We start from the raw sequence: 22,515 nt of genomic DNA, 5'->3' as shown, positions 1-22,515 counted from the left end.
CCGGGTGGCGGCCGCGGGTTCGTTGTGGCTGATCGCGCGGTTCCCCGCGCCCCTTTCGGGGTGCTCAGTTGCCGTACGGGTATTGCTGGTAGCTCTGGTCCTGGTTGCCGTACGGCTGCTGCTGCGGGTAGCCCTGCGGGTGCTGCTGGGGCGGGTAGGTCTGGCCTTGGCCCTGGTCGTAGTTCGGGTCGTAGTTCGGGTCGTAGTGCTGACCGTAGTTCTGGTCCTGGTAGTAGCCCTGGTCCTGGTTGCCGTACGGCTGCTGGGGCTGCTGCTGCGGGTATCCCTGGGCGTACTGATCCTGCTGGTGCCGGTCCTGCTGGTACGGGTCATGGCTCTGCTGCGGCTGGTGCATGCGCAGCGGGCGCGTCGCGTCGTCCATGGCGGGGGGTATGGGCTGCTGCTGGTAGGCGGCCGGGCCCTGGGGGGCCTCCGGCGCCGGCGGGTTCTTCTTGGCCTTGGAACGCGCCCGCAGGAACTCGATGGCGATCGGGACCACCGAGACGAGGACGATCAGGATCAGGATCGCCTCGATGTTGTTCTTGACGAAGTCGATCTTGCCGAGCCAGGAGCCGAGCAGCGTGACGCCCGCGCCCCACAGGACACCACCGATGATGTTGAAGGTGATGAAGGAGCGGTACTTCATCCCGCTGACGCCCGCGATGATCGGGGTGAAGGTGCGCACGATGGGCACGAAGCGGGCGAGGACCAGGGACTTGGGCCCGTACTTCTCGAAGAACTCGTTGGCCTTGACCACGTTCTCCTGCTTGAAGAGGCGGGAGTCCGGGCGGCTGAAGAGCGACGGGCCGACCTTCTTGCCGAACAGGTAACCCGCTTGGTCGCCCAGGACCGCGGCGACGCAGATCAGGGCGACGGCCCCCCACAGCGGGAAGTCCAGCTGGTTCGACGTGATCAGCAGACCGCAGGTGAACAGCAGCGAGTCACCCGGCAGGAAGAAGCCGATCAGCAGGCCGGACTCGGCGAAGACGACGAGCAGCAGGCCCCAGATGCCGAAGTTGTCCAGGAGCGTGTTCGGATCCAGCCAGCTTGGACCAAGGGCAAGCGTCGTCACGGTTCCGGGCTCCTGAGGGGTGAAGGAAGAGTACGGCGGTCCTGGGACGGCAGTACGGCAGTACATCAGTACTGTCGGCCAAAGCTATCAACGCGCAGTGTCCGTGCCAGGTTCCACCAGTGCCCCCAGGATGCACTGTGCGCCCACTGGGACAAAGCTGTGGACCATGGGCATCGATGAATACGGAGGCGGCCAGGGACCCCAGTCGGACGTCCTGGTCGTGACGACGAACGACGCGCCCGGCTACCGCGTCCAGCAGGTCATCGGCGAGGTCTTCGGCCTCACCGTGCGGTCCCGGCACCTGGGCAGCCAGATCGGCGCGGGTCTGAAGTCGATGATCGGCGGCGAGCTCAAGGGGCTCACCAAGACCCTCGTGGAGACCCGCAACCAGGCCATGGAACGACTCGTCGAGCAGGCACGGGTGCGAGGGGCGAACGGCGTGCTGATGATGCGGTTCGACGTGACCGAGGCGGCGGACGTGGGTACGGAGGTGTGCGCGTACGGCACCGCGGTGGTCCTGGTGAAGGCGTAGGAAAGGGCCGCAGAACCGGAATCCGGTAAGGGGCACCCGCCGTTGCGGATGCCCCTTACCGTCCTACCGTCAGGCTTCCTGGGAGTGCCGGGCCGCGTTCGCCGTGATCGCGTCCCTGAGGTGCTCGGCGAGACCTGGGCGCATGGAGTCGTAGTACGCCTTGAAGCGCTCGTCGGACACGTACATCGCGCCGAGGCAGCCGTGGAGCTCGTACGAGCAGTCGTAGTACCACTTGCCGATGTGCTGCCGGTGTTCCTCGGCCATGTCCATGGCCCGCTCACCGGTCGCGAGTTCGCCCGCTTCCATGAGGGCGTCGTAGCGCTCGCCCCAGGAGGCGACCTCGGCCTGGATGCGCTGCCAGTCGTCCTTGGTGTAGCGGGCGGCGCGGCGCTGCGACTCGGCGTACTCCGCCGTGCCGCCCCACCGCCGTTCGGCCTCCTCCGCGTGCTCCTCGGGGTCCTTGTCCCCGAAGACCTCGAACTTCTCCTCGGGCGTGAGGTTGATGCCCATCGTGCGTGCCTCCATGGCGTGCTCCACGGCCGCGGCCATCTTCTGCAGCTTCTCGATCCGGGCGGTCAGCAGTTCGTGCTGGCGGCGCAGGTGCGCGCGCGGGTCCGCCTCCGGGTCGTCGAGCAGGGCCGCGACCTCGTCGAGCGGGAAGCCCAGCTCCCGGTAGAACAGGATCTGTTGCAGCCGGTCGAGGTCGGCGTCGCTGTAGCGCCGGTGCCCCGCGTGGTTGCGCTCGCTCGGGACGAGCAGGCCGATCTCGTCGTAGTGGTGCAGGGTGCGCACCGTGACCCCGGCGAAACCGGCGACCTGGCCCACTGAGTAGCCCACTTCCGCTCCTTCCTCGGTACGCGTCCCACCATCAGCCCTCACGCCACGTGAGGTGCAAGCCGGAATTCCCGGGCCGCCGGAGCGCACCCTTCGGGATGTTTCACGGCTTTTGCCCGCTTAGGGTGTGGCCGTGAGCACCGATGCGTCCACGTCGACCCCCTTACGGCGTCTGCTGCCGTTGATCGTGCCCTCCGTGGTGGTCGGTGTGGCCGCGGCGCTCGTCCTGCTGGGCGTCAGCCTGCTCGCCGACCGCTTCGAGGACGTCCTGTGGCAGACCCTTCCGGACGCACTGGGCGTGGGCCGCTACTCCGTGCTGTGGATGGTCGTGATGCTCACGGCGACCGGCATCGCGGTGGGTCTGGTGGTGTGGAAGGTGCCGGGGCACGCGGGGCCGGATCCTGCGACCACGGGCCTGGTCGACGCTCCCCTGCCGCCCCGCGTTCTGCCCGGGCTGCTCGTCGCCACCGTCCTGACGCTGGCGGGCGGCGTGAGCCTGGGCCCCGAGAATCCGATCACGGCCGTCAACGTGGCCCTCGCCTACTGGCTCGGCACCCGTGTGATCCCGGGCTCCGCCGTGGGGCTGTGGGTGGGCCTGGCGGTCGCGGGCACGATCGGCGCGCTGTTCGGTACGCCGGTGGCCGCCGCGCTGATCTTCTCCGAGGTACTGGCCGGGCAGCCGGGGACCGGCGCCCTCTGGGACCGGCTGCTGCCGCCGCTGCTCGCGGGCGGCACGGGCGCGCTGACCATGGCCCTGCTGGAGCACCCGAGCTTCGACCTCGCGCTGCCCGCCTACGCGGGCCCCCACTGGGGCGACCTGCTGAGCGCTCTGGTGGTCGCCTCGGCGGCCGCGGCGATCGGGATGACCGCGGTGTGCGCCCTCCCTTACGTCCATGGCGCCTTCTCGCGGCTCAGGCACCCCATGGTGGCGCTTCCCGCGGGCGGTCTCGTCCTGGGGCTGCTGGGGGCGCTGGGCGGGCCTCTGACGCTCTTCAAGGGCCTGGACGAGGTGAAGACCCTCGCGGCGAACCCGGAGGGCTGGTCGGCGGGACGGTTCGCGCTGATGTTCGCGGTGAAGCTGGCCGCGCTGCTGGTCGCCACCTCGTGCGGCTTCCGGGGCGGCCGGATCTTTCCCTCCGTGTTCGCCGGGGTAGCTCTCGGGCTGTGCGCGCACGCGTTGGTACCGCGGGTGAATCCCACGCTCGCCGTGGTGTGCGCGGTCCTGGGTGTGCTCCTGGCCGTCACCCGGCAGGGCTGGATCAGTCTGTTCACGGCGGCCGTCCTGGTGGCCCAGCCTGCCGTGCTGCCCGTGCTGGTGCTGGCCTCGGTACCGGCCTGGCTGATCGTCACCGGACGCCCGCAGATGCAGCTGCGCGCCGACGGGAGCTCGATCCGGTGAACCGACAGGCCCCTCCGATCCGATGAACCAGTAGGACCCCTCATCCGCTCAACCAGTAGGACACTCCGACCAACCAGCAGGACCGTCGGACCGCCGACTCGATGGGAGATCCCATGCCGCTCCACCTAGGTCCCGAGAAGCCCGACGAGCAACCGGTGTCCGTCAACCCCTTCTTCGGGGAGGCGAATCCGGTCGGGGGCATGACCGAGGCCCCGCCCAAGCACCGGCTTCCGGAGGGGCCGCTGCCACCCAACACCGCGTATCAGGTCGTCCACGACGATCTGATGCTGGACGGGAACGCGCGGCTGAACCTCGCCACCTTCGTCACCACCTGGATGGAACCGCAGGCCGGGGTGCTGATGGGCGAGTGCCGGGACAAGAACATGATCGACAAGGACGAGTACCCGCGCACCGCCGAGCTGGAGCGGCGCTGCGTGGCGATGCTCGCGGACTTGTGGAACGCGCCGGACCCGGCGGCCACCGTCGGCTGTTCGACGACCGGATCGAGCGAGGCGTGCATGCTCGCCGGCATGGCGCTGAAGCGGCGCTGGATGCAGCGGAACGCGGATCGCTACCCCGGAGCACGCCCCAATCTCGTGATGGGGGTGAACGTCCAGGTGTGCTGGGAGAAGTTCTGCAACTTCTGGGAGGTCGAGGCACGCCAGGTGCCCATGGAGGGCGACCGGTTCCATCTCGACCCACAGGCGGCGGCCGAGCTGTGCGACGAGAACACGATCGGGGTCGTCGGCATCCTCGGCTCCACCTTCGACGGGTCCTACGAGCCGATCGCCGAGCTGTGCGCGGCCCTCGACCAGCTCCAGGAGCGTACGGGCCTGGACATCCCCGTCCATGTCGACGGCGCGTCCGGCGCGATGATCGCGCCCTTCCTCGACCCGGACCTGGTCTGGGACTTCAGGTTGCCGCGGGTGTCCTCGATCAACACCTCGGGCCACAAGTACGGACTGGTCTACCCGGGCGTCGGCTGGGCGCTGTGGCGGACCGCCGCCGAGCTGCCCGAGGAGCTCGTCTTCCGGGTCAACTACTTGGGCGGCAACATGCCGACCTTCGCCCTCAACTTCTCCCGTCCGGGCGCGCAGGTCGTGGCGCAGTACTACACGTTCCTACGGCTGGGCCGGGAGGGCTTCCGGACCGTGCAGCAGACGACCAGGGACCTGGCCCGCGGGCTCGCCACGCGGATCGAGGCGCTGGAGGACTTCCGACTCCTCACCCGGGGCGACGAGTTGCCCGTCTTCGCTTTCACCACGGCACCCCATGTGACCGCGTACGACGTCTTCGACGTGTCCCGGCGCATGCGGGAGAGCGGCTGGCTGGTGCCCGCGTACACCTTCCCGGCCAACCGGGAGGACCTGTCCGTCCTGCGTGTGGTGTGCCGCAACGGCTTCTCGGTGGATCTCGCCGACCTGTTCATCGAGGACCTGACCCGGTTGGTGCCCCAACTGCGCAGGCTGCCGCACCCACTGACCCAGGACAAGGAGGCGGCGACGGGCTTCCATCACTAGGGGCTGTCCGGCGGAGGGCGTGGCTACTCCTGGTCGCCGGGGTGCGGGGTTCCCGTGGCGTACGGGTTCTCCTCGCCGTCGACCAGGACGCCGACGAAGGGTTCGCCCTCCCCGGCGAAGGTGTACGCGCCGCCCTGGATGCGCTCGATCAGGCCCCGGGTCCACTGTGCGCCGAAGTCGGCGGAGTGGACCCAGAAGTTCATGATCTCGCCGATGTGGCCGAGCTGCCCGGGGCCGTCCTCGGGGGTGTAGTACCCGGTGACGGACCCGCGCCACTCCTCGATGGCGCGCACCCGCTCCTGGAGGAGTGCGAGGGTCTCCGCACGACGGAGGTCGACCATGAAGCCGAGCGCGGCCGAGAGGATGTCCGGTTTCTGGTCGTACGCGGTCAGCGACCGGCGCAGCAGCGTGAAGTACTCGTCGGTGCCCTGGCCCGTGATCTCGTACTCGGTGCGCGGCGGGCCGCCCGCCGTGGACGGGGCGATCTCGTGGGCCAGCAGCAGTCCCTGTTTCGCCATCTGCTTGAGCGCGTGGTAGATCGAGCCGGGCTTGGCGTTGGACCACTCGTGCGCGCCCCAGTACTCGAGGTCGTTGCGCACCTGGTAGCCGTGGGCCCGCCCGTGCTGGCGGACGGCACCCAGCACCAGGAGACGGATCGCTGACATGGGGTCCAGGTTATGGGGCAGATGAGGGCGCGGAAGTCAACCTTCCTGTGCGCGGGCGACCAGCTCGAAGGCGGTGGCGCCGTCCAGGGACTCGCGGATGATGTCGGCGTGGCCGGCGTGCCGGGCCGTCTCGCGGATCAGGTGGAGTGCCACCCAGCGCATCGAGACCCGTTCCCGGGGGAACCAGGGGGCTTCGGGCAGTGCGAAGGTCTCGTCGAGGCTGGATGCCGAGCGGATGAACGCCTCCGTCTCGGCGGCGACCTTCTCCCAGTGCGCGAGCTGCGACTCGACGGTCTCGTCGCGGACGAGCGTGAAGCACTCGTGCCAGGTCGACTCGTCCCGCTCGACGGCCGGCGGCTCGCCCTTGGCGCGGGCGATCCAGCCCTGCTCGGTCTCGGCGACATGCTTGAGCAGTCCGGCCAGGGACAGTTCGCTCGCGCTCGGCCGGCTCGTGGCCTGTTCCGGCGTCAGACCGATCAGGGCTCGTCGGATCCCGCCGCGCTCGGCCTCCAGGAAGGAGAGCAGCGCTCCGCGCTCGTCGCCGGGAGCCCCTGCCGAAACGTGAGTAACCACGATCGCCGCCTTTCGTCGGTCCACCTGCCTGGCACCGACGAACGTACGGGCCCTTGCGGTCAACTTCTGTCCGCAAGGGCCCGGTGGCGACAAAGAGACTCAGAACGGGCGGAGTCTCAGAAGGGGCGGAGTCCTGGAAAGGAGTCCTAGAAAGGGAAGAAGCTTCGGCCGTGCTGGACCGAGATCCACTTCTGGGTGGTGAAGGCGTCGACGGTCGTCTCGCCGTTCAGGCGGCCGATGCCGGAGTGCTTCTCGCCGCCGAAGGGGACCAGCGGCTCGTCGTGGACGGTGCCGTCGTTGACGTGAAACATGCCGGTGTCGATCTGCTTGGCGAAGGCGACACCGCGCTCGATGTCGGCGGTGTGCACGGCGCCGCTGAGCCCGTACGGAGTGTCGTTGACGATGCGGACGGCCTCCTCCTCACCGTCGAAGGTGACGAGGAGCGCGACCGGGCCGAAGATCTCCTGCCGGAGGATGGCGGAGTCGGCGGGCAGGTCCGTCAGGACGGTCGGCTCGACGAGGTTGTCGGTGGTGGCGCCGCGCACCAGGGCCGTGGCGCCCTCGGCGATCGCCTGGTCGACCGCGCCGGTGAGCGAGTCCGCCTGGGAGGAGTTGATGACCGGGCCGATGATCGTCTGGGGGTCGCTCGGGTCGCCGACCTTCAGCGTCGTCACCTTGGCGACGAACTTCTCGGTGAACTCGTCCGCGATCGAGCGGTCCACGAGAACGCGGTTGGCGGCCATGCAGACCTGGCCCTGGTGGACGTAGCGGCTGAAGACCGCCGCGTCGACGGCGTAGTCGATGTCCGCGTCGTCGAGGACCACCAGGGCGCTGTTGCCGCCGAGCTCCAGCACCGCGCTCTTGAAGTGCGAGGCGCAGACGGTGGCGACGTGGCGGCCGACCTTGTCGGAGCCGGTGAAGGAGATGACCTTCGGAACGGGGTGCTCGATGAAGGCGTCGCCGATCTCGGCGATGTCGGTGATGACGACGTTGAGCAGACCGCCGGGCAGGCCCGCGTCCTCGAAGATCTTCGCCACCAGGGAGCCGCCGACGATCGGGGTGTTCTGGTGCGGCTTGAGGACCACGCCGTTGCCGAGCGCCAGGGCCGGCGCGACGGACTTCAGGGAGAGCAGGAAGGGGAAGTTGAAGGGGCTGATCACGCCGACGACACCGACGGGGACGCGGTAGAGGCGGTTCTCCTTGCCGTCGATCGGCGAGGGGAGGATCTTGCCCTCGGGGCGCAGCGCCAGCTGGATCGACTCGCGCAGGAACTCCTTGGCGAGGTGGAGCTCGAAGCCCGCCTTGAGGTGGGTGCCGCCGAGCTCGGCGATGATCACCTCGGTGATCTCGGCCTCGCGCTCCTCGATGAGGCGCAGGGCCCTCTCGAAGACGGCGCGACGGGCGTACGGGTTGGTCGCCGCCCATTCCTTCTGGGCGCGCCGGGCGGCGAGGTAGGCCTCGTCGACCTCGTCGGCCGTGGCTATCGTGATCGACGCCAGCTTCTCGCCGTTGTACGGGTTGAAATCGATGATGTCCCAGGAGCCGGTGCCCTGGCGCCACTCGCCGTCGATGTACTGCTGGGCCAAGTCGGTGAAGTAGGACGACATGTGCTCCCTCAATCCCCTTGCTGCCGAGGCAGACATCCGAGTCTGAGTCAGCAGACACATCCGATCAACGTCTGATCAGACGTCATCGTACTTGCGTCCAAAGGGAGTTGGAGAGCACCTCCGAAGAGTCCACGAAGACTCACAGGCGAACAGACTGTGAAGACTCACCGGAGGCGGTGGGGAGAAGGTCAGGAGAGCTGGAGCAGTCCCCGCAGCAGATCGCGGCTCTCGGAGGGCCCGGGGCTGTCCTGCTGCAACTGCTTGAGCGCGCCTTCGTACTGGGTGACGTCCTCGCGTTTGTCCAGGTAGAGCGCGCTGGTGAGCTGCTCCAGATAGACGACGTCCGACAGGTCGGACTCGGGGAAACTCAGGATGGTGAAGGAACCGCTCTCGCCCGAGTGGCCGCCGAAGCTGAACGGCATGACCTGAAGTCGTACGTTGGGGCGCTCCGACACCTCGATCAGATGCTGGAGTTGCCCGCGCATCACCTCACGGTCGCCGTAAGGGCGGCGCAGCGCGGCCTCGTCGAGGACGATGTGGAACTCCGGGGCCTTCTCGGAGACGAGGTACTTCTGCCGCTCCAGGCGCAGTGCGACGCGCCGCTCGATGTCGGCATGCGAGGCGCCCCGCATGCCGCGTGCGACGACCGCGTGGGCGTAGGCCTCCGTCTGCAACAGGCCGTGCACGAACTGGACTTCGTACGACCGGATCAGATGGGCCGCACCCTCCAGGCCGACGTAGGTCGGGAACCAGCTGGGCAGGACGTCCGAGTAACTGTGCCACCAGCCCGCGACGTTGGCCTCCTTGGCGAGGGAGACGAGCGACGTGCGCTCGGCCTCGTCGGTGATGCCGTACAGCGTCAGCAGGTCCTCGACGTCGCGCGTCTTGAAGCTCACCCGTCCCAACTCCATGCGGCTGATCTTCGATTCGGAGGCACGGATCGAGTAACCGGCCGCTTCCCGGGTGATTCCGCGCGACTCCCGCAGGCGCCGCAGATGTGATCCCAGCAGCATGCGCCGCACCACCGAGCCGCTCGACTCACCAGCGCTCACGTTCGTCCGCCTCCCCAACCGTCTTCAAGGGCCGAAGTCTGCCACTAAAACACTTCAAGCAGTACTCGTTCAGTTACAGAAACGGAAAGAGTCCAAAGGGGCCACACAGGAAAAGATCAGTAGAGGGTCAACAAGCGAGAAGAAGGTGACAGAAGAAATGGCCAAGAAAGGGTGGAGGAAGGTCTAATTCGGGCGCGTGCACGTGCATCTGCCCTTGCATCTGCTGTACGCATTCGGAACCATGGTCCTCGCGCCACCGCTGCATCGCAACGACCGCGAACACCCGGGAGTGCCTCGCATGGGGACGAATGGATCGACCATGCTCGAGCCCTTACGGCAGGGACTTCCGCCGCTCGACCCCGCGGCTGTGTCCAGCGCCGCTTCCTGCGCCCTGCCGGCGCGCTACGAAGCGGTGCGCGAAGCTCGGCAGTTCACGCGCAGAACACTGGACCAGTGGGACATCGGTGAGCGCTTCGACGATGTCTGCCTGGTGGTCTCCGAGCTCGTGACCAACGCCCTGCGGCACGCCCTGCCCTCGGACACACCCCGTTCGGACGACCAAGGCCCGCCCGTGCGGCTGCACTTGATGCGGTGGACCTCACGTCTGGTGTGCGCGGTGCGCGACCCCAGTCACGACAGTCCGGTCGCGGGCGACTCGGAGGACTTCTCGGCGGAGTCGGGCCGGGGCCTGTTCCTGGTCGACTCGTTCGCCGACAGCTGGGGCTGGCACCCGCTCGCGGGCACGCTCAGCGGCAAGGTCGTGTGGGCGCTCTTCAGGCTTCCGCAGCCGGCCGCCGGCGGGGTTTCGGCCGAATAGAGAACCGCGGCGCTTTTTGGCGCCGCGGTTCTACGCGCGTTACGCGCCGCGAGAAGGCCGTTGCCGTCAGTTATGCCGGTTGCCCCGCCCGAAGGCGCGCCCGGGTGTGCGGCGCCGACTCATGTCAGCCGACGATCAGGTGGTCGAACTCGCCGTCCTTGATGCCCAGGAGCATGGCTTCGATCTCGGCGCGGGTGTAGACGAGCGCGGGTCCTTCCGGGAACCGCGAGTTCCGCACCGCCACGTCACCTCCGGGCAGCCTCGCGAACTCCACGCAGGAGCCCTGCGAGTTGCTGTGCCTGCTTTTCTGCCAGGCCACCCCGGTCAGTTCGGTCGCAGCCATGCCGTTGTACACGTCGTCCAGGTCATCCACGTCGTACACGTCGTGGTCCACAAGTCGCTCCCCGGTCGTGCAGTGGCCGATGTGGCCATTGATGCAGTGGCCAACTGCCCCGGATCATAGCTCTGTTCATGTGCAGATGCATGGGCAGATGCACGTGCACGGGGGGTGGTCCCACGGTTACAGCTTTTACCGCCATTTGACTACCGAGTGTTGACCGCCCGACTACTGCCTGGTACTCGCCGGGCCGCATCTGGTTCAGCGTCTGCCCCGAGGAACGCATGACATGCGCTCCCCGGCCCCCGTGCATGATCTTCCACGCCATCATCCGCGCTGGGTCGTCCGGGTCGAATCCCTCATGCAATAAGAAGAGACGCGTACCGGGCCCTTCGAGTTTCAACGTTCACGTAATGGCCCAATCCGGAGGGGTCACCGGATGGATGTCGGCCCACCGGACGCGCGGCATCCGTTCCGGCGCGTACGCGAGAATCCGCACGTCGACGGTGCCGGAGATGCGGATCGTCCTCCGGAGCGGGGGGCGAGGCTCTGTCCGGACGGGATTCATGACGTGCCGCCACTGGGTTCAGTCTCGGCCTCGGGCCCGGCTTCGGCCCCGGCTTCGGCTTCGGTGCCCATGTGGTCGAGGAGTTCACCGAGGCCCTTGGGGCGGTCGCGCAGGAAGCGTTCGTACGGTGGAGCCCGTTCCGTTCGTGGGCAAGCGGGGCGCCTCCCCTCCACTTCTCCACGGAGTGGAGCGTGTCGGCCGGGTGGGATCGGCGGCCGGGGCCGGAGTACGGCAACAGCGCCATCTCGCGCGCGTTGCCCGTACAGAAGGGGCGGCTCACGTTCGAGATCTCGACGTCCACCACCGGACAGGGGTCTCCGTCCTGCCATTCGACGAAGCCGGTTCCGGCCGTGGACCGGAGCTTGATGACGGGACGGAGTTCGTTGTGTGCCATGGCCGACACGTTAATGAAAATGACTCCCATTTCTAAGGCGCTTCAGAGAGAGGTGCGTCACCCTCAAGACCGTCGACGCGATCGGCGTCGAGACGGCCGCGCGGCGGGCCGAACTGAAGGAGGTCCTCTGCCGGCCGTCCTCGACCGAGGCCGAACGGGCCGCCGCGCGGGAGGAACTGCGCCGCCTGCCGCGCGACGCGAGCGCCACCCGCGTCCGCGACAGCGACAGCGACAGCGACAGCGTGGACGGTCGCCCCCGCGGCTATCTGCGCGCCTTCGGGGTGTCCCGGGGGAATCTGCGGGAGCAGGCGCACGCCGGATTCCTGCCGGGTGTCCGCAAGTCGTCCTGGTGGACGACTCCCTCAGAAGATTCGTACGTTCTCCCGATGTCTCGCTCAGGGTGTTCGTGAGTGTGGCTGATAGCTTGCTGCGGTCGTTCCGGCGACCCCAGCCACACCATCACCCTTGGGGGCTTCAGTGACATCGGCGACTTCGGCGACTCTTCCGCGTCGGCGGACCCGGGGCGCGGCCATGGCCTTGGCCGCGGGTCTGGCGGGCACACTCGCGCTCACCGGGTGCAGCAGCGACTCGGGATCCGACTCCGGGGACGGGTCCGCGAGTCCCGGCGCGTCCGCCTCGGGGACGACCGGCACGGGCGGCGACTCGGGCACTCCGTCGGCCGCCACCAGCAAGCTGGAGGGCAGCTGGGTGGCCACGACCGGCGGCAAGGCCGTGGCTCTGGTGATCACCGGCAAGCAGGCCGGGCTCTTCACGACGGGCGGCACCGTGTGCACCGGGACCGCCGGTGACGAGGCGGGCATGCGGATGATCCACCTCAAGTGCACGGACGGGAACAAGGACCGCGCGACGGGCATGGTCGACTCCGTGAACAGCGCGACGCTGAAGGTCACCTGGTCGGGGAACCTCGGCAAGGAGTCGTACACAAAGGCCGAGGGCGGTCAGCTCCCGTCGGGACTGCCGACGGCGAGCCTGGGCTCCTGACCGGCCCGACCCCTCCCTGACCTGCCCTGACCTGCATCGATCCACCCCAGTCGGCTCTTGGCGGCGGGCCGCGGAATCCCCGGGACTCCGCGGCCCGTTCGTCTGTCCGTCGCTCATACCGGCGACGCGGGGCGGCCTTCGGGTCACATTCGGGATATATGCGGCACGGGAGAGACGCGTGACAGGGGGGCCGCGCAACGCGCGCCCACCGGTCTGCGTGATGATCCATGAGCACCTTCACGAACCCAGGGGGAAACCCATGCGCGCCCTTCCGATCGCCGTCGTCGCCGCCGCGGCGGCACTCACCCTCACCGCCTGCGACAGCGGCGGCAGCAGCAGCGACAGTGACGGCGGCAAGAAGGCCTCGACCGCCTCCTCCGCCGCCGCCTCCACGGCCTGCAAGATCGACCGGATCGGCATCCAGGTCGGCCCCGCCAACGCCGCCCCGGCCGCCGGAGACACCGGCAACGTGCCCGTCACGCTCACCAACAAGGGCGCCGAGTGCACCCTTCAGGGCTTCCCCGCCGTCAAGGTGCTGGACGGGGGCACGGGTACGGACGTGCCCGAGGAGAAGTCCGCGACTCCGCCGAAGCTGACGCTGGCGGCGAGCGGTACCGCCTCCTTCACGATCACCTACGTACGGGGCACGGCGGGCGACGGGAAGAGCCTCGCCGCGACCACGCTGAAGATCGGCCTGCCCGGCGCCGCCATCACCCAGAGCTTCAAGTGGTCGTACGGTCCCCTCGCGGGCAAGACCGGTCCGAGCGACCCGAACGCCACCGTGAGCTCGTTCCAGCCAGCGGGCGACTGAGCGGCTCCCGGCGCACGCCGGGCGTCAGCGAAGTGGCGGACGCGCTCTGACCTGGGCGCGGTCCGCCGCCGCGGCCCCTTCCTGCCACCCGGCCGCGTCGTTGACCCCGCGCAGCCGGGTGGTGACGGTGTCCGGGAACATCCGCTCCATGTGGTCGTCGACCGCCACGTCACGGGCCGCCAGGACGGGCAGCAGCTCCGCCACCGGGGCCTGCGACGCGGCCTCCCCCTCGGCCCCCTCGGCGGCGGTCGCCAGCCGGTCGCCGATCCGGTGCGCGTACGCGGCCAGGAACGACTGCCGGAAGCTCTTCGTACGCTTCCTTCCCCCGGCCCGCTGGGCCGCCTCCGCCTTCGTCATCGCGGCTGTCGCCTGTACGAGCAGCGAGGTGTAGAGGAGTTCGACGGCCTCCAGGTCGGGTTCGAAGCCGACGACGGTCGAGAATCCGAGCGACTCGTTCCACACGGCGCGACAGCGGTTCGTGCCGGCCACCGCGTCCAGCAGCACCGCCTTGGCCGTCTCGTACGGCGGCTCGACACCGATGCGGCAGGCGCCTGGCGCGTCCTTGGCGTGCGTACGGGCCGCGAGCAGCGCCTCGTCGATGCTGTGCCGGGCCATCAGCTCCTGGGCCTTGGCGCTCAGCGCCTCCGCCTCCTCCGGGAATCCGGTCGCCTCGGCCTTGGCGAGCAGCGCGCGGATACGGGTGAGCATGCGGGATTCCTGCGGGGCGGCCGGGTGGCGTGACGCGCCGTCAGACAGGTGCGTGTCGAGGGGTTCGAGGATGGGGAGGCGGAGCAGCAGCCGGTAGAGCTCCAGCGTGGCGGTCGCGAGCGAGAAGCGGTCGGTGCGCGGGGCGCGGGCGTCCAGCTCTTCGAGCTGCGCCGCCCAGCGCGGGCCCCGCGGTCGCCGGTCCCGGCCGGACTCCGCGCGCACCAGCTCCGACACCAACTGCAGGTGCACCTCGTCCAGTTCGCGCCGCACGATCCGTACGACGTCGGCGGGCTGCCAGCCGCGACGCCACGCCGAGGCGACGAACTCCTCGCCGCGGCGGGCGAGTTCGGCGTCGGAAGCGGGGTCGGCGGCGAGCAGCGAGGCGCCCGTGTCGAGGGCCGCGTCGCTGTCGGCGTAGAGCGCGGCCTCGAAGGCGCGCTCCACGATGCTGGGCGTACTGCTCATGCGTCGATCGTGTCACGCCCGCCGAACCGGACCGTCCACACCCTGTGGACAAGGAAGCGTGGACGGGAGTCCTGAGTATGTCAACTCCGGGTTGACACCCTCCGACTGTCAACCTACGGTTGACGCATGACGACGAACCCACCTGCCAAGGCATCCGTACGTCTCGACGACCTCATCGAGGCCATCAAGAAGGTCCACACCGACGCGCTCGACCAGCTCCAGGACGCGGTGATCGCGGCGGACCACCTCGGCGACGTGGCCGACCACCTGATCGGCCACTTCGTGGACCAGGCCCGGCGATCGGGCGCGTCCTGGACGGACATCGGCAAGAGCATGGGGGTCACCCGGCAGGCGGCGCAGAAGCGCTTCGTCCCCAAGGCCGAGTCGGACCTCGACCCCAGCCAGGGCTTCGGTCGCTACACGCCCCGCGCCCGGAACGCGGTCGTGGCCGCGCACAACGAGGCGAAGGCCGCGGGCAACGCGGAGGGACTCACCGCGCACCTCGTCCTCGGCCTCCTCTCCGAGCCCGAGGGACTCGCCGCGAAGGCGATCACCGCGCAGGGCGTGACGCTGGACGCCGTCCGCGAGGCCGCGACCGCGGCGCTCCCGCCGGCGGCCGACGAGGTCCCGGAGCTCATCCCGTACGGCCCCGCCGCCAAGAAGGCCCTGGAACTCACCTTCCGCGAGGCCCTGCGCCTCGGCCACAACTACATCGGCACCGAACACATCCTCCTGGCCCTCCTGGAGTACGAGAACGGCAACGGCGTCCTCAGTGGCCTCGGCATCGACAAGACAGCGGCGGAGACCTACCTCGCGCGCGTGCTGGAGATCGTCGCGGTGGGGGGACAGCAGAAGGACCAGCAGCAGGACCCGCAGAAGGACCAGCAAGAAGATCAGTAGGGCCGCGTCCGCGGCCGTTGTCAGACCCCCCTGCGAGACTCGGAACCATGAGCGACCGGTGGGCTCTCGGGCCGGCCGAGGACGGTGGTGCGGAGGTCGCCCCCCTCGGCTCCGACGGGCTGCCCGCGGGGCCGGTGCGCAGGGAGGCGGACCTGGTCGAGGCCGTGCGGGGGCGACCCGACGTGGTCCGGTGGGTCTGGCGGTCCACGGCCGAGGTCTATCCGCGTCTGCTCGCCGCGGGGGTGCGAGTGGAGCGGTGCTACGACATCGAGGCCGCCGAGACACTGCTGCTCGGCCACGAGGGCCGGCTCGGCGAACCCCGGTCGGCGGCCGCCGCGCTGGCGAGGCTGCGCGGCGGCCCCGTACCGCCGGATCCCCCGCAGCGCTCCGCCGAGCCCGGCTCGCAGTCGTCCCTCTTCGAGCCGCGCCCGGTCCGCGTACCCCTGGAGGACCTCCTGGCGGTGTACGCCGATCAGCGCCGCCGGCACGACATGACCGCGCACCCGCAGCGCATGCACCTGCTGACCACGGCCGAGTCCGCGGGCATGCTGGTGGCGGCCGAGATGAACCGCACCGGGCTGCCGTGGCGCGCGGACGTCCACCGCGAGGTTCTGCACGAGCTGCTCGGCGAGCGGTACGCGGGCGGCGGCGAGCCCAGACGCCTCGCCGAGCTCACGGACGAGGTGTCGGCCGCCTTCGGCAGGCGCGTCCGCCCCGATCTGCCCGCCGACGTCGTCAAGGCCTTCGCGCAGGCCGGGATCAAGATCAAGTCCACCCGGCGGTGGGAGATCGAGACCATCGAGCACCCGGCCGTGAAGCCGCTGCTCGAGTACAAGAAGCTGTACCGGATCTGGGTGGCGCACGGCTGGTCCTGGCTCCAGGACTGGGTGCGCGACGGACGCTTCCGGCCCGAGTACCTGCCCGGCGGGACCGTCACCGGCCGCTGGGTGACCAACGGCGGAGGCGCCCTGCAGATCCCCAAGGTGATCCGGCGTGCCGTCGTCGCCGACCCGGGCTGGCGGCTCGTGGTGGCCGACGCCGACCAGATGGAGCCGCGGGTGCTGGCCGCGATCTCGCGCGACGCCGGCCTGATGGAGGTCGCGGGCCGGGAGAGCGACCTGTACCAGTCGGTGTCGGACCGGGCGTTCGCCGGCGACCGGGCACAGGCCAAACTCGCCGTGCTCGGGGCGGTGTACGGGCAGACGTCCGGCGACGGCCTGAAGAACCTGGCCGCGCTGAGAAGACGCTTCCCCCGCGCCGTCGCCTACGTGGACGACGCGGCGCGGGAAGGCGAGGAGGGCCGACTCGTACGGACGTGGCTGGGGCGGACGAGTCCCCCGGCGGCCGGTGCGTCCGACGCCTCCTCGGAGGAGGCGGGCATCCCGCAGGACGAACCCGCCGAGCCCCTCGGAGACCAGGGCTGGGTGCCGGGCTACGCCTCCTCCAACTCCCGCGCCCGCGGCCGCTTCGCACGCAACTTCGTCGTCCAGGGCAGCGCCGCCGACTGGGCGCTGCTGCTGCTCGCCGCCCTCCGGCGCACCTGCGCGGACCTCGCCGCCGAGCTGGTCTTCTTCCAGCACGACGAGGTGATCGTGCACTGTCCGACCGAGGAGGCGGACGCGGTCGTGGCCGCGATCCGGGAGGCCGCGGAGCTGGCGGGACGGCTGACGTTCGGCGAGAGCCCGGTCCACTTCCCGTTCACGACGGCGGTGGTGGAGTGCTACGCGGACGCGAAGTGACCCGGACGGCGGCCCGCGTCTCGCTCCCCCCAGGTGACCGGCACCTCCAGGTGGCCTCCTCCAGGTGACCTACTCCTCCTCCAGGAGTTCCCTCAGCGCTCCCACCACCGAGGTGTCCGTCCCGTCCAGCGCCGCGAGCGCCGACTTCCACAGCTCGGACGCCCCTCCGGCATCCCCCTGCGCGTGCAGCAGCAGCCCCAGCTGATGCCGGGCGAGCCCGCCGGTGTACCGGTCGGCGCGCTGATCGGCGCGGAGGAGCAGCAGGTCGCACTCACGCGTGGCCCGTTCGGCATGCCCCACCCCACGCAGCGCGCGCACCAGCCCGAGCCGCGTCTGCGACTCCCCGTGCCAGTCCCCGTGACCGCCGAGGATACGCAGGCTCTCCTCGAAGTGCGGTACGGCGGCGGCCGGTTCGCCGAGCGTCAGGTGGGCGTAGCCGATGTTGCAGTGCGCGGAGTGCCGGATGATCACGTCGTCCATCGCGTCGCCGATCGCCAGACTGCGCTTGTGGTGGTCGATGGCGGCCCGGGCGTCCGTATGCTCGTACAGATTGCCGAGGTGGCTGTAGGTGATGGCCTCGGTGTGCGGGTCGCCCAGCTCCCGGGAGAGTTCGAGGCTCTGCAGCAGCGCCTCGCTGGACTCCGCGTGGCGGCCCAGCCCCTCCAGGAGCATGCCGCGGTTGTTCAGACCGCGCCGGATCCACGACAGCACCCCGAGCCGCCGCCAGATCGCCAGCGCCTCGTCGTTCAGCGTGAGCGCCTCGCTCGCGCGGCCCGTCATGAAGTGCAGCCCCGCGAGGTCCCCGAGCGCGTACGCCTGCGCGGCCTCGTCCCCGAGCCGCCGCGCCGCGCCCAGCGCGGCCCGCAGGAGCACCTCCGACTCCGGTACGCGCCCGCTGCGCTGGAGATAGGGGTTGAGCAGCCGCACCAGCACGGGAACGTACGCGGAGGTGTCCGCGTACCGCTCCACCAACGCCACCACGTTCTCCAGTTCCAGGTCGCCCCAGGTGAAGGCGTCCCTGGCGGTGCAGAACGGCGGCGTGGCCGCGGCGTCCACCGTGTGCGCGGCCGGTTGCGCGGCGGTCGGCCGGCTGCGGTCCTCGCGGTCGAGGCCCGGCTCGACGATCGCTTCGAGGGAGCGGGCGGCGACACCGGCGTACCAGCGCAACGCCCGCTCGGACGCACGGATGCCCGCGCCCCCGTCCCCGGGTTCCCCGTCCGTCTCGCCCGCGATCTCCCGGGCGAAGTCGCGGACGAGGTCGTGGGGTGCGTAGCGGCCGTACGCCGTCTCCTCCAGGAGCGCGACGTCGACGAGGCGGTCGAGGGCGGCCTCGGCACGGAACTCGGCGACGCCGCAGAGCCGGGCGAGCAGGGGCGCGCCGTACACGGGGAGGTCGAGCGCGCCGATGCCGCGCAGCACGAGCGCCGCGTCCTGGTCGGCCTCACGCTCCGAGGCACGCAGCGCGTCTAGCGCGACGGCCAGCGATCTGCGGACGCTCAGGTCGTCGTACTCCAGATGATGCAACCGCCCTTCGGTGGCAGTCAGTTGACTGGCGAGGACGTCCGGCGTGAGCGCGCGGCGCGCGGCGAGGCGGGCCGCCACCACACGCAGGGCGAGCGGCAACCGGCCGGTGAGCTCGACGAGGGGGTGCGCACTGTCGAGGCCGTCCACCCGCCCGGACACCGCGCGCAGCAGCGCCGCGCTGTCCTCCACCGAGAGCGGCGCGAGCGGGAAACGCCGCGCGCCGTCCAGCGCGGTGAGCGGTGAACGGCTCGTCACGATCACCGCGCACCCTGCGCCCGCGGGCAGCAGCGGCCGTACCTGAGCGGCGTGCGCGGCGTCGTCGAGCACCATCAGGGTGCGCGTCGGAGCCAGCATCGAGCGGAGCAACGCGGCGGCAGCGTCCGGGTGTTCGGGGATCCGGCGCGGCTCGGCACCGACATCGCGCAGCAGCGCGGCGAGCGCCTGGCCGGGGGTGAGGGGGGTCATTCCGGGCGTGGCGCCGTGCAGGTTGACGTACAGCTGGCCGTCGGGGAAACGTTCCCGCAGGCCGTGTGCCACATGCAGCGCCAGGGCGCTCTTGCCGACTCCGGCCATCCCGCTGATGACGGCGACGGCCGGAGCGGCGGAGCTGGGGCGCCGGGCCGTGTCGAGGGCCACGTTCAGTTCCCGGCGTACGTCGGCGCGGCCGGTGAAGTGCCCGGGCGTAGGCGGGAGCTGGGCGGGTCGGGGCGGGACCGGTTCCGCCGGGGCGGCCTGCTCCGCACGGTCTCCGTCCGCGTTCTCGTTCCCGTCCCGGTCGGGTGCGGACGCGTCGCTCTCCCCCGCCCGCTCACGCAGGATCTCCAGATGCGCCGCGCGCACCGCGGGCCCGGGCTCGACACCGAGTTCCTCCACCAGGCGGGCCCGTAGGTCGCGGTGGACGGCCAGGGCTTCGGCCTGACGTCCGGTGCGGTGCAGTACGAGCATCAGCAGCCGGTGGAAGGCCTCACGCAGGGGGTACTCGGCGACCAGGGCGGACAACTCGGGCGCGAGGGCGGCGAGTCGGGTGACGCCGGGGGTGCTGGAGGTGTTGGGAGCACTGGTGGTTTCCGTTGCTTTTGCGTCGGCGGAGACCCCGGCGTCCCCGATGTCACCGCCGTCCCCGGTGTCACCGAAAACCCAGCCGACCCCGGTACCGCCGGTGCCCCCAGCATGCGCCTTGTCACCGGCGCCCTCACCCGCATGGGTCCCCCCGGCCCCCGGCCCTGCAAGCCGCAACTCGGCCTCGTACCGGCACTCCAGGACGAGCAGCCGCGCCTCCTCCAGGCGCTGGACGAGCGCGTGTCCGCCGAGTTCGGGCGGGACCCCGCCGAGCGGTGTGCCGCGCCACAGCACGAGCGCCGCCAGCGCCTCGCGCAGCGCCCGCTCCCAGTCGCGCCCGGCGTGCGCGGCGCGCGCGGCCGTGACGTGGGACTCGAAGACGCGCACGTCCAACTCGCCCTCGCCGACCCGCAGGAGATACCCGGGCGGCATGGCCCGCAGCCGCTCCGGATCGTCGAGGAGCCGTCGCAGCCGGGTGACGTGGTTCTGCAACGAGGCCTGCGCGGACGCGGGCGGCGCCCCACCCCACAGCGCGTCCTTGAGCGTGTCCACCGAGACGACCCGGCCCGGCTCCAGAAGCAGCGCGACCAGCAGGGCGCGCATCTTGCCGCCGCCGATCGAACGGACCTCGCCGTCGGCGTCGTACAACACCGGAGGCCCCAGCAGCCCGAAGCGCAGCCCGTACCGCATAGCCCGCCCCACTGCCTTTCCGTGCGACCGACCCGACCGGTTCAGACCGGTACCGACCACACCCATGGCGACTTCGCGCCTTCTTGCGACGACTTCACGCCGACCGACTTCCGGTTTCCGGGTTTCCGGATGGAAACCCGTTGGCGACATGTTAGCGATCCGTTGGCGCGGGCTGATGGGATCACTGCATCGGATCTGGCCCGACGGTGCGCGCGTACAACGCGTAACTCGGGGGAGTGTCGCCGCCGTGGCCGGATCCGGGGACAGAGAGGGCCCCGGTCGTCGGAGGTGAGCGACCGGGGCCCTCGTCCGCTCCCGGCCGTCCTGCCGCTCGCCGTCAGATGACGGGCGGGCGTCCCAGCCGCGTGAGCCGCCACACCGTCCGCCACCGCATCGGCCGCCGCTCACCGCCCGACTGCCGCAGGCCCTCCGCGAAGCCGCCGAACCAGGCCCGCAGCCCGCCGAGCGACCGCGTCCGTGCGAGCGTCAGCAGCATCCAGATTCCCAGGTGCACGGGGATGAGCGGGAGGGGCAGCCTGCGACGGGTGAGCCAGACCCGGTTGCGGGCGGTGACCCGGTAGTAGATGGCGTGCCGGGCGGGCGAGGTCTTGGGGTGCTGGAGCAGCAGTTCGGGCTCGTAGAGCACGGTCCACCCGTCGTCGATGGCCCGCCAGGCCATGTCCGTCTCCTCGTGTGCGAAGAAGAACTCGGCGGGCCAGTCCCCGATCCGGGCGAGCATGGGCATGGACAGCGCGTGTCCGCCGCCGAGGAACCCGGTGACCGGACCGCCCCGCATCGGGTCCTTGGCCCCGACCCGGGGCACGTGCCGGCGCTGGGTCTCCCCGTGCTCGTCGGCGATGCGGAAGCCGACGATGCCCAGGCGCGGATCGGCGGTGTACAGGTCCCGCACCTTGCGCAGCACATCCGCGTCGACCAGCAGCCCGTCGTCGTCCAGCTCGACGACGACGTCCACGTCCGCGAACTCCCTGAGGCGGGCGAGGCCCACGTTGCGCCCGCCCGGGCAGCCGAGGTTCTCGTCGACCTCGATGCCGGTCACCTCACCGGGCAGTCCCAGCCGCTCGGCGAACTCGGGCAGTGGACACCCGTTTCCCACGATCACGATCCGCGCGGGCGCGACGTCCTGCTTGGCCACCGAGGTGAGCAGCGCGTCGACCTCGTCGGGCCGGTTCCCCATGGTCACGACGGCAACGGCGATCCGAGGACCCTCCGACACGACACCACTCCATCCCAGGCCGACAACTCTGCCCGCGATGCTAGCCGTTCACCCGGAGTCTCCCTCACGTACGCCGCGTTTCCCCGCGCCCTCCGCATTTACTCACGTCGTACGAAGCTCTTTGCGCCGTACGAACTTCAGTCCCGACCAGTCCTCCCCCAGCGCGGCCACCTTCACGTCGACCAATCCGAGCGGCAGGAAGATCTCGCGCAGGGCGTTCTCGGTGAGGTCGCTGCGGTGCCCGGCCGCCCTGCGTGGCCAGGCGATCCAGAGCATCGCGTGATCGGCGAGGCCGCCCACCAGCGCGGGAGCCTCGGCGACCAGTTCCCCCAGGGACCGGTGGAAGACGACGGTGACATCGGCCCCCGCGGCCCCGTCGCCCCCGGACACGGCACACCCCTCCGGCAGTCCGGGGATCTCCCACCCCTCGGGCCGGTGCACCAGTCGTACCCGCTGACCGGCCTTGACGCCGATCTTCTTGGTGAGCGGCGTACCGGAGTAGCCACCGCCGGCCGTACGGGACGTACTCACACCGGGCCCCTTCCCGCCCCTGCTTTCCGCGCGGTCAGGGGCGAACCTGCTCGGAACCTACTCGTCGCGGGGGCCACGACACGGGGTGCGCGCCCGGAGTCCCGGCAACTCTCACCGACTCTTACCGACTCGCGTCGGCTCTTACCGGACGCACACCCGCGCGGCCTCAGGCGGCGTACGCGCCCCGCACCTCGAAACGCTCGGCGGACGGCGGGGCGGCCAGCCAGTCCTTCAGGCCCGCCTGGAACTCACGGAACTCCTGGATCGCGGAGAGCGGATTCTCGATCCCGTCCGCGATCTCGAGTTCGGCGAGGTAGGTGACTCCGTCGGGGAGCCGGTACGAGGCGTAGCGCACGCCCTCGGGCCGCGCGGCCTCGATCGCGGCGAACATCTTCCGCAGCGCCGCTTCGAGCGCGTCTACGCACTCGGGCCTCACCGTGGCACGCACCATCAGAACGGCCATGTCGTCATCTCCTTCTCGT

At 70.4% G+C, this 22,515-nt stretch carries 20 protein-coding genes and 1 pseudogene; 9 read left to right on the top strand and 12 right to left on the bottom strand.

What is annotated here, in order from left to right; translation table 11 throughout:
* Positions 1 to 64 precede the first annotated feature (64 nt).
* Positions 65 to 1,072, bottom strand: coding sequence for a DedA family protein (locus ACZ7M2_RS47310; protein ID WP_471600541.1), 1,008 nt, complete (start codon positions 1,070 to 1,072; stop codon positions 65 to 67).
* A gap of 166 nt (positions 1,073 to 1,238) precedes the next feature.
* Between ACZ7M2_RS47310 and ACZ7M2_RS47305 the strand changes: the two genes are divergently transcribed.
* A complete protein-coding gene (locus ACZ7M2_RS47305) occupies positions 1,239 to 1,604 on the top strand; it encodes a YbjQ family protein (RefSeq protein WP_471600540.1) in 366 nt (121 codons plus the stop codon).
* A gap of 69 nt (positions 1,605 to 1,673) precedes the next feature.
* Here the strand turns inward: ACZ7M2_RS47305 and ACZ7M2_RS47300 are convergent, their stop codons facing one another.
* The gene (locus tag ACZ7M2_RS47300; RefSeq protein WP_471600539.1) at positions 1,674 to 2,441 is read right to left on the bottom strand and encodes a MerR family transcriptional regulator; all 768 of its coding nucleotides are present in this window, start codon (positions 2,439 to 2,441) and stop codon (positions 1,674 to 1,676) included.
* Between the two features lie 130 nt (positions 2,442 to 2,571).
* On the opposite strand from ACZ7M2_RS47300, the gene ACZ7M2_RS47295 reads away from it, so the two are divergent.
* Positions 2,572 to 3,837, top strand: a complete 1,266-nt coding sequence (locus ACZ7M2_RS47295) for an ion channel protein (RefSeq protein WP_471600538.1) — start codon at positions 2,572 to 2,574, stop codon at positions 3,835 to 3,837.
* Between the two features lie 113 nt (positions 3,838 to 3,950).
* Positions 3,951 to 5,357, top strand: coding sequence for a glutamate decarboxylase (locus ACZ7M2_RS47290; RefSeq protein ID WP_471600537.1), 1,407 nt, complete (start codon positions 3,951 to 3,953; stop codon positions 5,355 to 5,357).
* A gap of 23 nt (positions 5,358 to 5,380) precedes the next feature.
* Here ACZ7M2_RS47290 and ACZ7M2_RS47285 read toward each other — a convergent pair whose 3' ends face one another.
* From ACZ7M2_RS47285 to ACZ7M2_RS47270, 4 genes are all read right to left on the bottom strand, one after another.
* Positions 5,381 to 6,022 carry a PadR family transcriptional regulator gene (locus tag ACZ7M2_RS47285; protein ID WP_471600536.1) on the bottom strand — a complete coding sequence of 214 codons (642 nt, stop codon included), beginning with the start codon at positions 6,020 to 6,022 and terminating at the stop codon, positions 5,381 to 5,383.
* Between the two features lie 36 nt (positions 6,023 to 6,058).
* Positions 6,059 to 6,595, bottom strand: a complete 537-nt coding sequence (locus tag ACZ7M2_RS47280) for a DinB family protein (protein WP_471600535.1) — start codon at positions 6,593 to 6,595, stop codon at positions 6,059 to 6,061.
* A 146-nt stretch (positions 6,596 to 6,741) separates the two neighbouring features.
* The gene (locus tag ACZ7M2_RS47275) at positions 6,742 to 8,202 is read right to left on the bottom strand and encodes an aldehyde dehydrogenase family protein (RefSeq protein WP_471600534.1); all 1,461 of its coding nucleotides are present in this window, start codon (positions 8,200 to 8,202) and stop codon (positions 6,742 to 6,744) included.
* Between the two features lie 188 nt (positions 8,203 to 8,390).
* Positions 8,391 to 9,215 carry a helix-turn-helix domain-containing protein gene (locus tag ACZ7M2_RS47270; RefSeq protein ID WP_471600585.1) on the bottom strand — a complete coding sequence of 275 codons (825 nt, stop codon included), beginning with the start codon at positions 9,213 to 9,215 and terminating at the stop codon, positions 8,391 to 8,393.
* Positions 9,216 to 9,552: 337 nt separating this feature from the next.
* On the opposite strand from ACZ7M2_RS47270, the gene ACZ7M2_RS47265 reads away from it, so the two are divergent.
* Positions 9,553 to 10,071 (top strand): ATP-binding protein, encoded by a 519-nt coding sequence (locus tag ACZ7M2_RS47265; RefSeq protein ID WP_054237522.1) that lies wholly within the window; start codon positions 9,553 to 9,555, stop codon positions 10,069 to 10,071.
* Positions 10,072 to 10,195: 124 nt separating this feature from the next.
* Here ACZ7M2_RS47265 and ACZ7M2_RS47260 read toward each other — a convergent pair whose 3' ends face one another.
* The gene (locus ACZ7M2_RS47260) at positions 10,196 to 10,465 is read right to left on the bottom strand and encodes a DUF397 domain-containing protein (protein ID WP_352049990.1); all 270 of its coding nucleotides are present in this window, start codon (positions 10,463 to 10,465) and stop codon (positions 10,196 to 10,198) included.
* Positions 10,466 to 11,450: 985 nt separating this feature from the next.
* On the opposite strand from ACZ7M2_RS47260, the pseudogene rpsN reads away from it, so the two are divergent.
* From rpsN to ACZ7M2_RS47245, 3 genes and pseudogenes are all read left to right on the top strand, one after another.
* A pseudogene (gene rpsN, locus ACZ7M2_RS47255) lies at positions 11,451 to 11,720 on the top strand (30S ribosomal protein S14); the annotation flags it as partial.
* Between the two features lie 181 nt (positions 11,721 to 11,901).
* A complete protein-coding gene (locus ACZ7M2_RS47250) occupies positions 11,902 to 12,372 on the top strand; it encodes a hypothetical protein (protein ID WP_471600533.1) in 471 nt (156 codons plus the stop codon).
* A gap of 259 nt (positions 12,373 to 12,631) precedes the next feature.
* Positions 12,632 to 13,183, top strand: coding sequence for a DUF4232 domain-containing protein (locus ACZ7M2_RS47245; protein WP_471600532.1), 552 nt, complete (start codon positions 12,632 to 12,634; stop codon positions 13,181 to 13,183).
* A 24-nt stretch (positions 13,184 to 13,207) separates the two neighbouring features.
* Here the strand turns inward: ACZ7M2_RS47245 and ACZ7M2_RS47240 are convergent, their stop codons facing one another.
* On the bottom strand, positions 13,208 to 14,356 hold the full coding sequence (locus tag ACZ7M2_RS47240; RefSeq protein ID WP_471600531.1) for a DUF2786 domain-containing protein: 1,149 nt from the start codon (positions 14,354 to 14,356) through the stop codon (positions 13,208 to 13,210).
* Positions 14,357 to 14,482: 126 nt separating this feature from the next.
* Between ACZ7M2_RS47240 and ACZ7M2_RS47235 the strand changes: the two genes are divergently transcribed.
* Complete coding sequence (locus ACZ7M2_RS47235; protein WP_471600530.1) at positions 14,483 to 15,256, top strand: Clp protease N-terminal domain-containing protein; 774 nt, start codon at positions 14,483 to 14,485, stop codon at positions 15,254 to 15,256.
* 47 nt (positions 15,257 to 15,303) lie between these two features.
* The gene (locus ACZ7M2_RS47230) at positions 15,304 to 16,995 is read left to right on the top strand and encodes a bifunctional 3'-5' exonuclease/DNA polymerase (protein WP_471600529.1); all 1,692 of its coding nucleotides are present in this window, start codon (positions 15,304 to 15,306) and stop codon (positions 16,993 to 16,995) included.
* A gap of 69 nt (positions 16,996 to 17,064) precedes the next feature.
* Here ACZ7M2_RS47230 and ACZ7M2_RS47225 read toward each other — a convergent pair whose 3' ends face one another.
* The 4 genes from ACZ7M2_RS47225 to ACZ7M2_RS47210 form a co-directional block, all read right to left on the bottom strand.
* Positions 17,065 to 20,268 (bottom strand): AfsR/SARP family transcriptional regulator, encoded by a 3,204-nt coding sequence (locus tag ACZ7M2_RS47225; RefSeq protein WP_471600528.1) that lies wholly within the window; start codon positions 20,266 to 20,268, stop codon positions 17,065 to 17,067.
* A gap of 337 nt (positions 20,269 to 20,605) precedes the next feature.
* Positions 20,606 to 21,463 (bottom strand): glycosyltransferase, encoded by an 858-nt coding sequence (locus ACZ7M2_RS47220; protein WP_060898431.1) that lies wholly within the window; start codon positions 21,461 to 21,463, stop codon positions 20,606 to 20,608.
* Between the two features lie 141 nt (positions 21,464 to 21,604).
* A complete protein-coding gene (locus tag ACZ7M2_RS47215) occupies positions 21,605 to 22,033 on the bottom strand; it encodes a DUF3052 domain-containing protein (RefSeq protein ID WP_471600527.1) in 429 nt (142 codons plus the stop codon).
* Positions 22,034 to 22,199: 166 nt separating this feature from the next.
* The gene (locus ACZ7M2_RS47210) at positions 22,200 to 22,496 is read right to left on the bottom strand and encodes a hypothetical protein (RefSeq protein WP_352049982.1); all 297 of its coding nucleotides are present in this window, start codon (positions 22,494 to 22,496) and stop codon (positions 22,200 to 22,202) included.
* Positions 22,497 to 22,515 lie beyond the last annotated feature (19 nt).

This window comes from Streptomyces sp. NPDC111507, from assembly GCF_055638955.1.
The sequence above is the reverse complement of the archived record's forward strand: the minus strand, read 5'-3'. Positions and strand labels throughout refer to the sequence as shown.

Excerpts from the sequence above, each read along its gene's own strand:
- ACZ7M2_RS47305 (WP_471600540.1), top strand. The coding sequence starts at position 1,239 with ATGGGCATCGATGAATACGGAGGCGGCCAGGGACCCCAGTCGGACGTC.
- ACZ7M2_RS47290 (WP_471600537.1), top strand. The coding sequence starts at position 3,951 with ATGCCGCTCCACCTAGGTCCCGAGAAGCCCGACGAGCAACCGGTGTCC.
- ACZ7M2_RS47285 (WP_471600536.1), bottom strand. The coding sequence starts at position 6,022 with ATGTCAGCGATCCGTCTCCTGGTGCTGGGTGCCGTCCGCCAGCACGGG.
- ACZ7M2_RS47275 (WP_471600534.1), bottom strand. The coding sequence starts at position 8,202 with ATGTCGTCCTACTTCACCGACTTGGCCCAGCAGTACATCGACGGCGAG.
- ACZ7M2_RS47270 (WP_471600585.1), bottom strand. The coding sequence starts at position 9,215 with ATGCTGCTGGGATCACATCTGCGGCGCCTGCGGGAGTCGCGCGGAATC.
- ACZ7M2_RS47265 (WP_054237522.1), top strand. The coding sequence starts at position 9,553 with ATGGGGACGAATGGATCGACCATGCTCGAGCCCTTACGGCAGGGACTT.
- ACZ7M2_RS47250 (WP_471600533.1), top strand. The coding sequence starts at position 11,902 with ATGGCCTTGGCCGCGGGTCTGGCGGGCACACTCGCGCTCACCGGGTGC.
- ACZ7M2_RS47245 (WP_471600532.1), top strand. The coding sequence starts at position 12,632 with ATGCGCGCCCTTCCGATCGCCGTCGTCGCCGCCGCGGCGGCACTCACC.
- ACZ7M2_RS47240 (WP_471600531.1), bottom strand. The coding sequence starts at position 14,356 with ATGAGCAGTACGCCCAGCATCGTGGAGCGCGCCTTCGAGGCCGCGCTC.
- ACZ7M2_RS47235 (WP_471600530.1), top strand. The coding sequence starts at position 14,483 with ATGACGACGAACCCACCTGCCAAGGCATCCGTACGTCTCGACGACCTC.
- ACZ7M2_RS47230 (WP_471600529.1), top strand. The coding sequence starts at position 15,304 with ATGAGCGACCGGTGGGCTCTCGGGCCGGCCGAGGACGGTGGTGCGGAG.
- ACZ7M2_RS47225 (WP_471600528.1), bottom strand. The coding sequence starts at position 20,268 with ATGCGGTACGGGCTGCGCTTCGGGCTGCTGGGGCCTCCGGTGTTGTAC.
- ACZ7M2_RS47220 (WP_060898431.1), bottom strand. The coding sequence starts at position 21,463 with ATGGGGAACCGGCCCGACGAGGTCGACGCGCTGCTCACCTCGGTGGCC.
- ACZ7M2_RS47210 (WP_352049982.1), bottom strand. The coding sequence starts at position 22,496 with ATGGCCGTTCTGATGGTGCGTGCCACGGTGAGGCCCGAGTGCGTAGAC.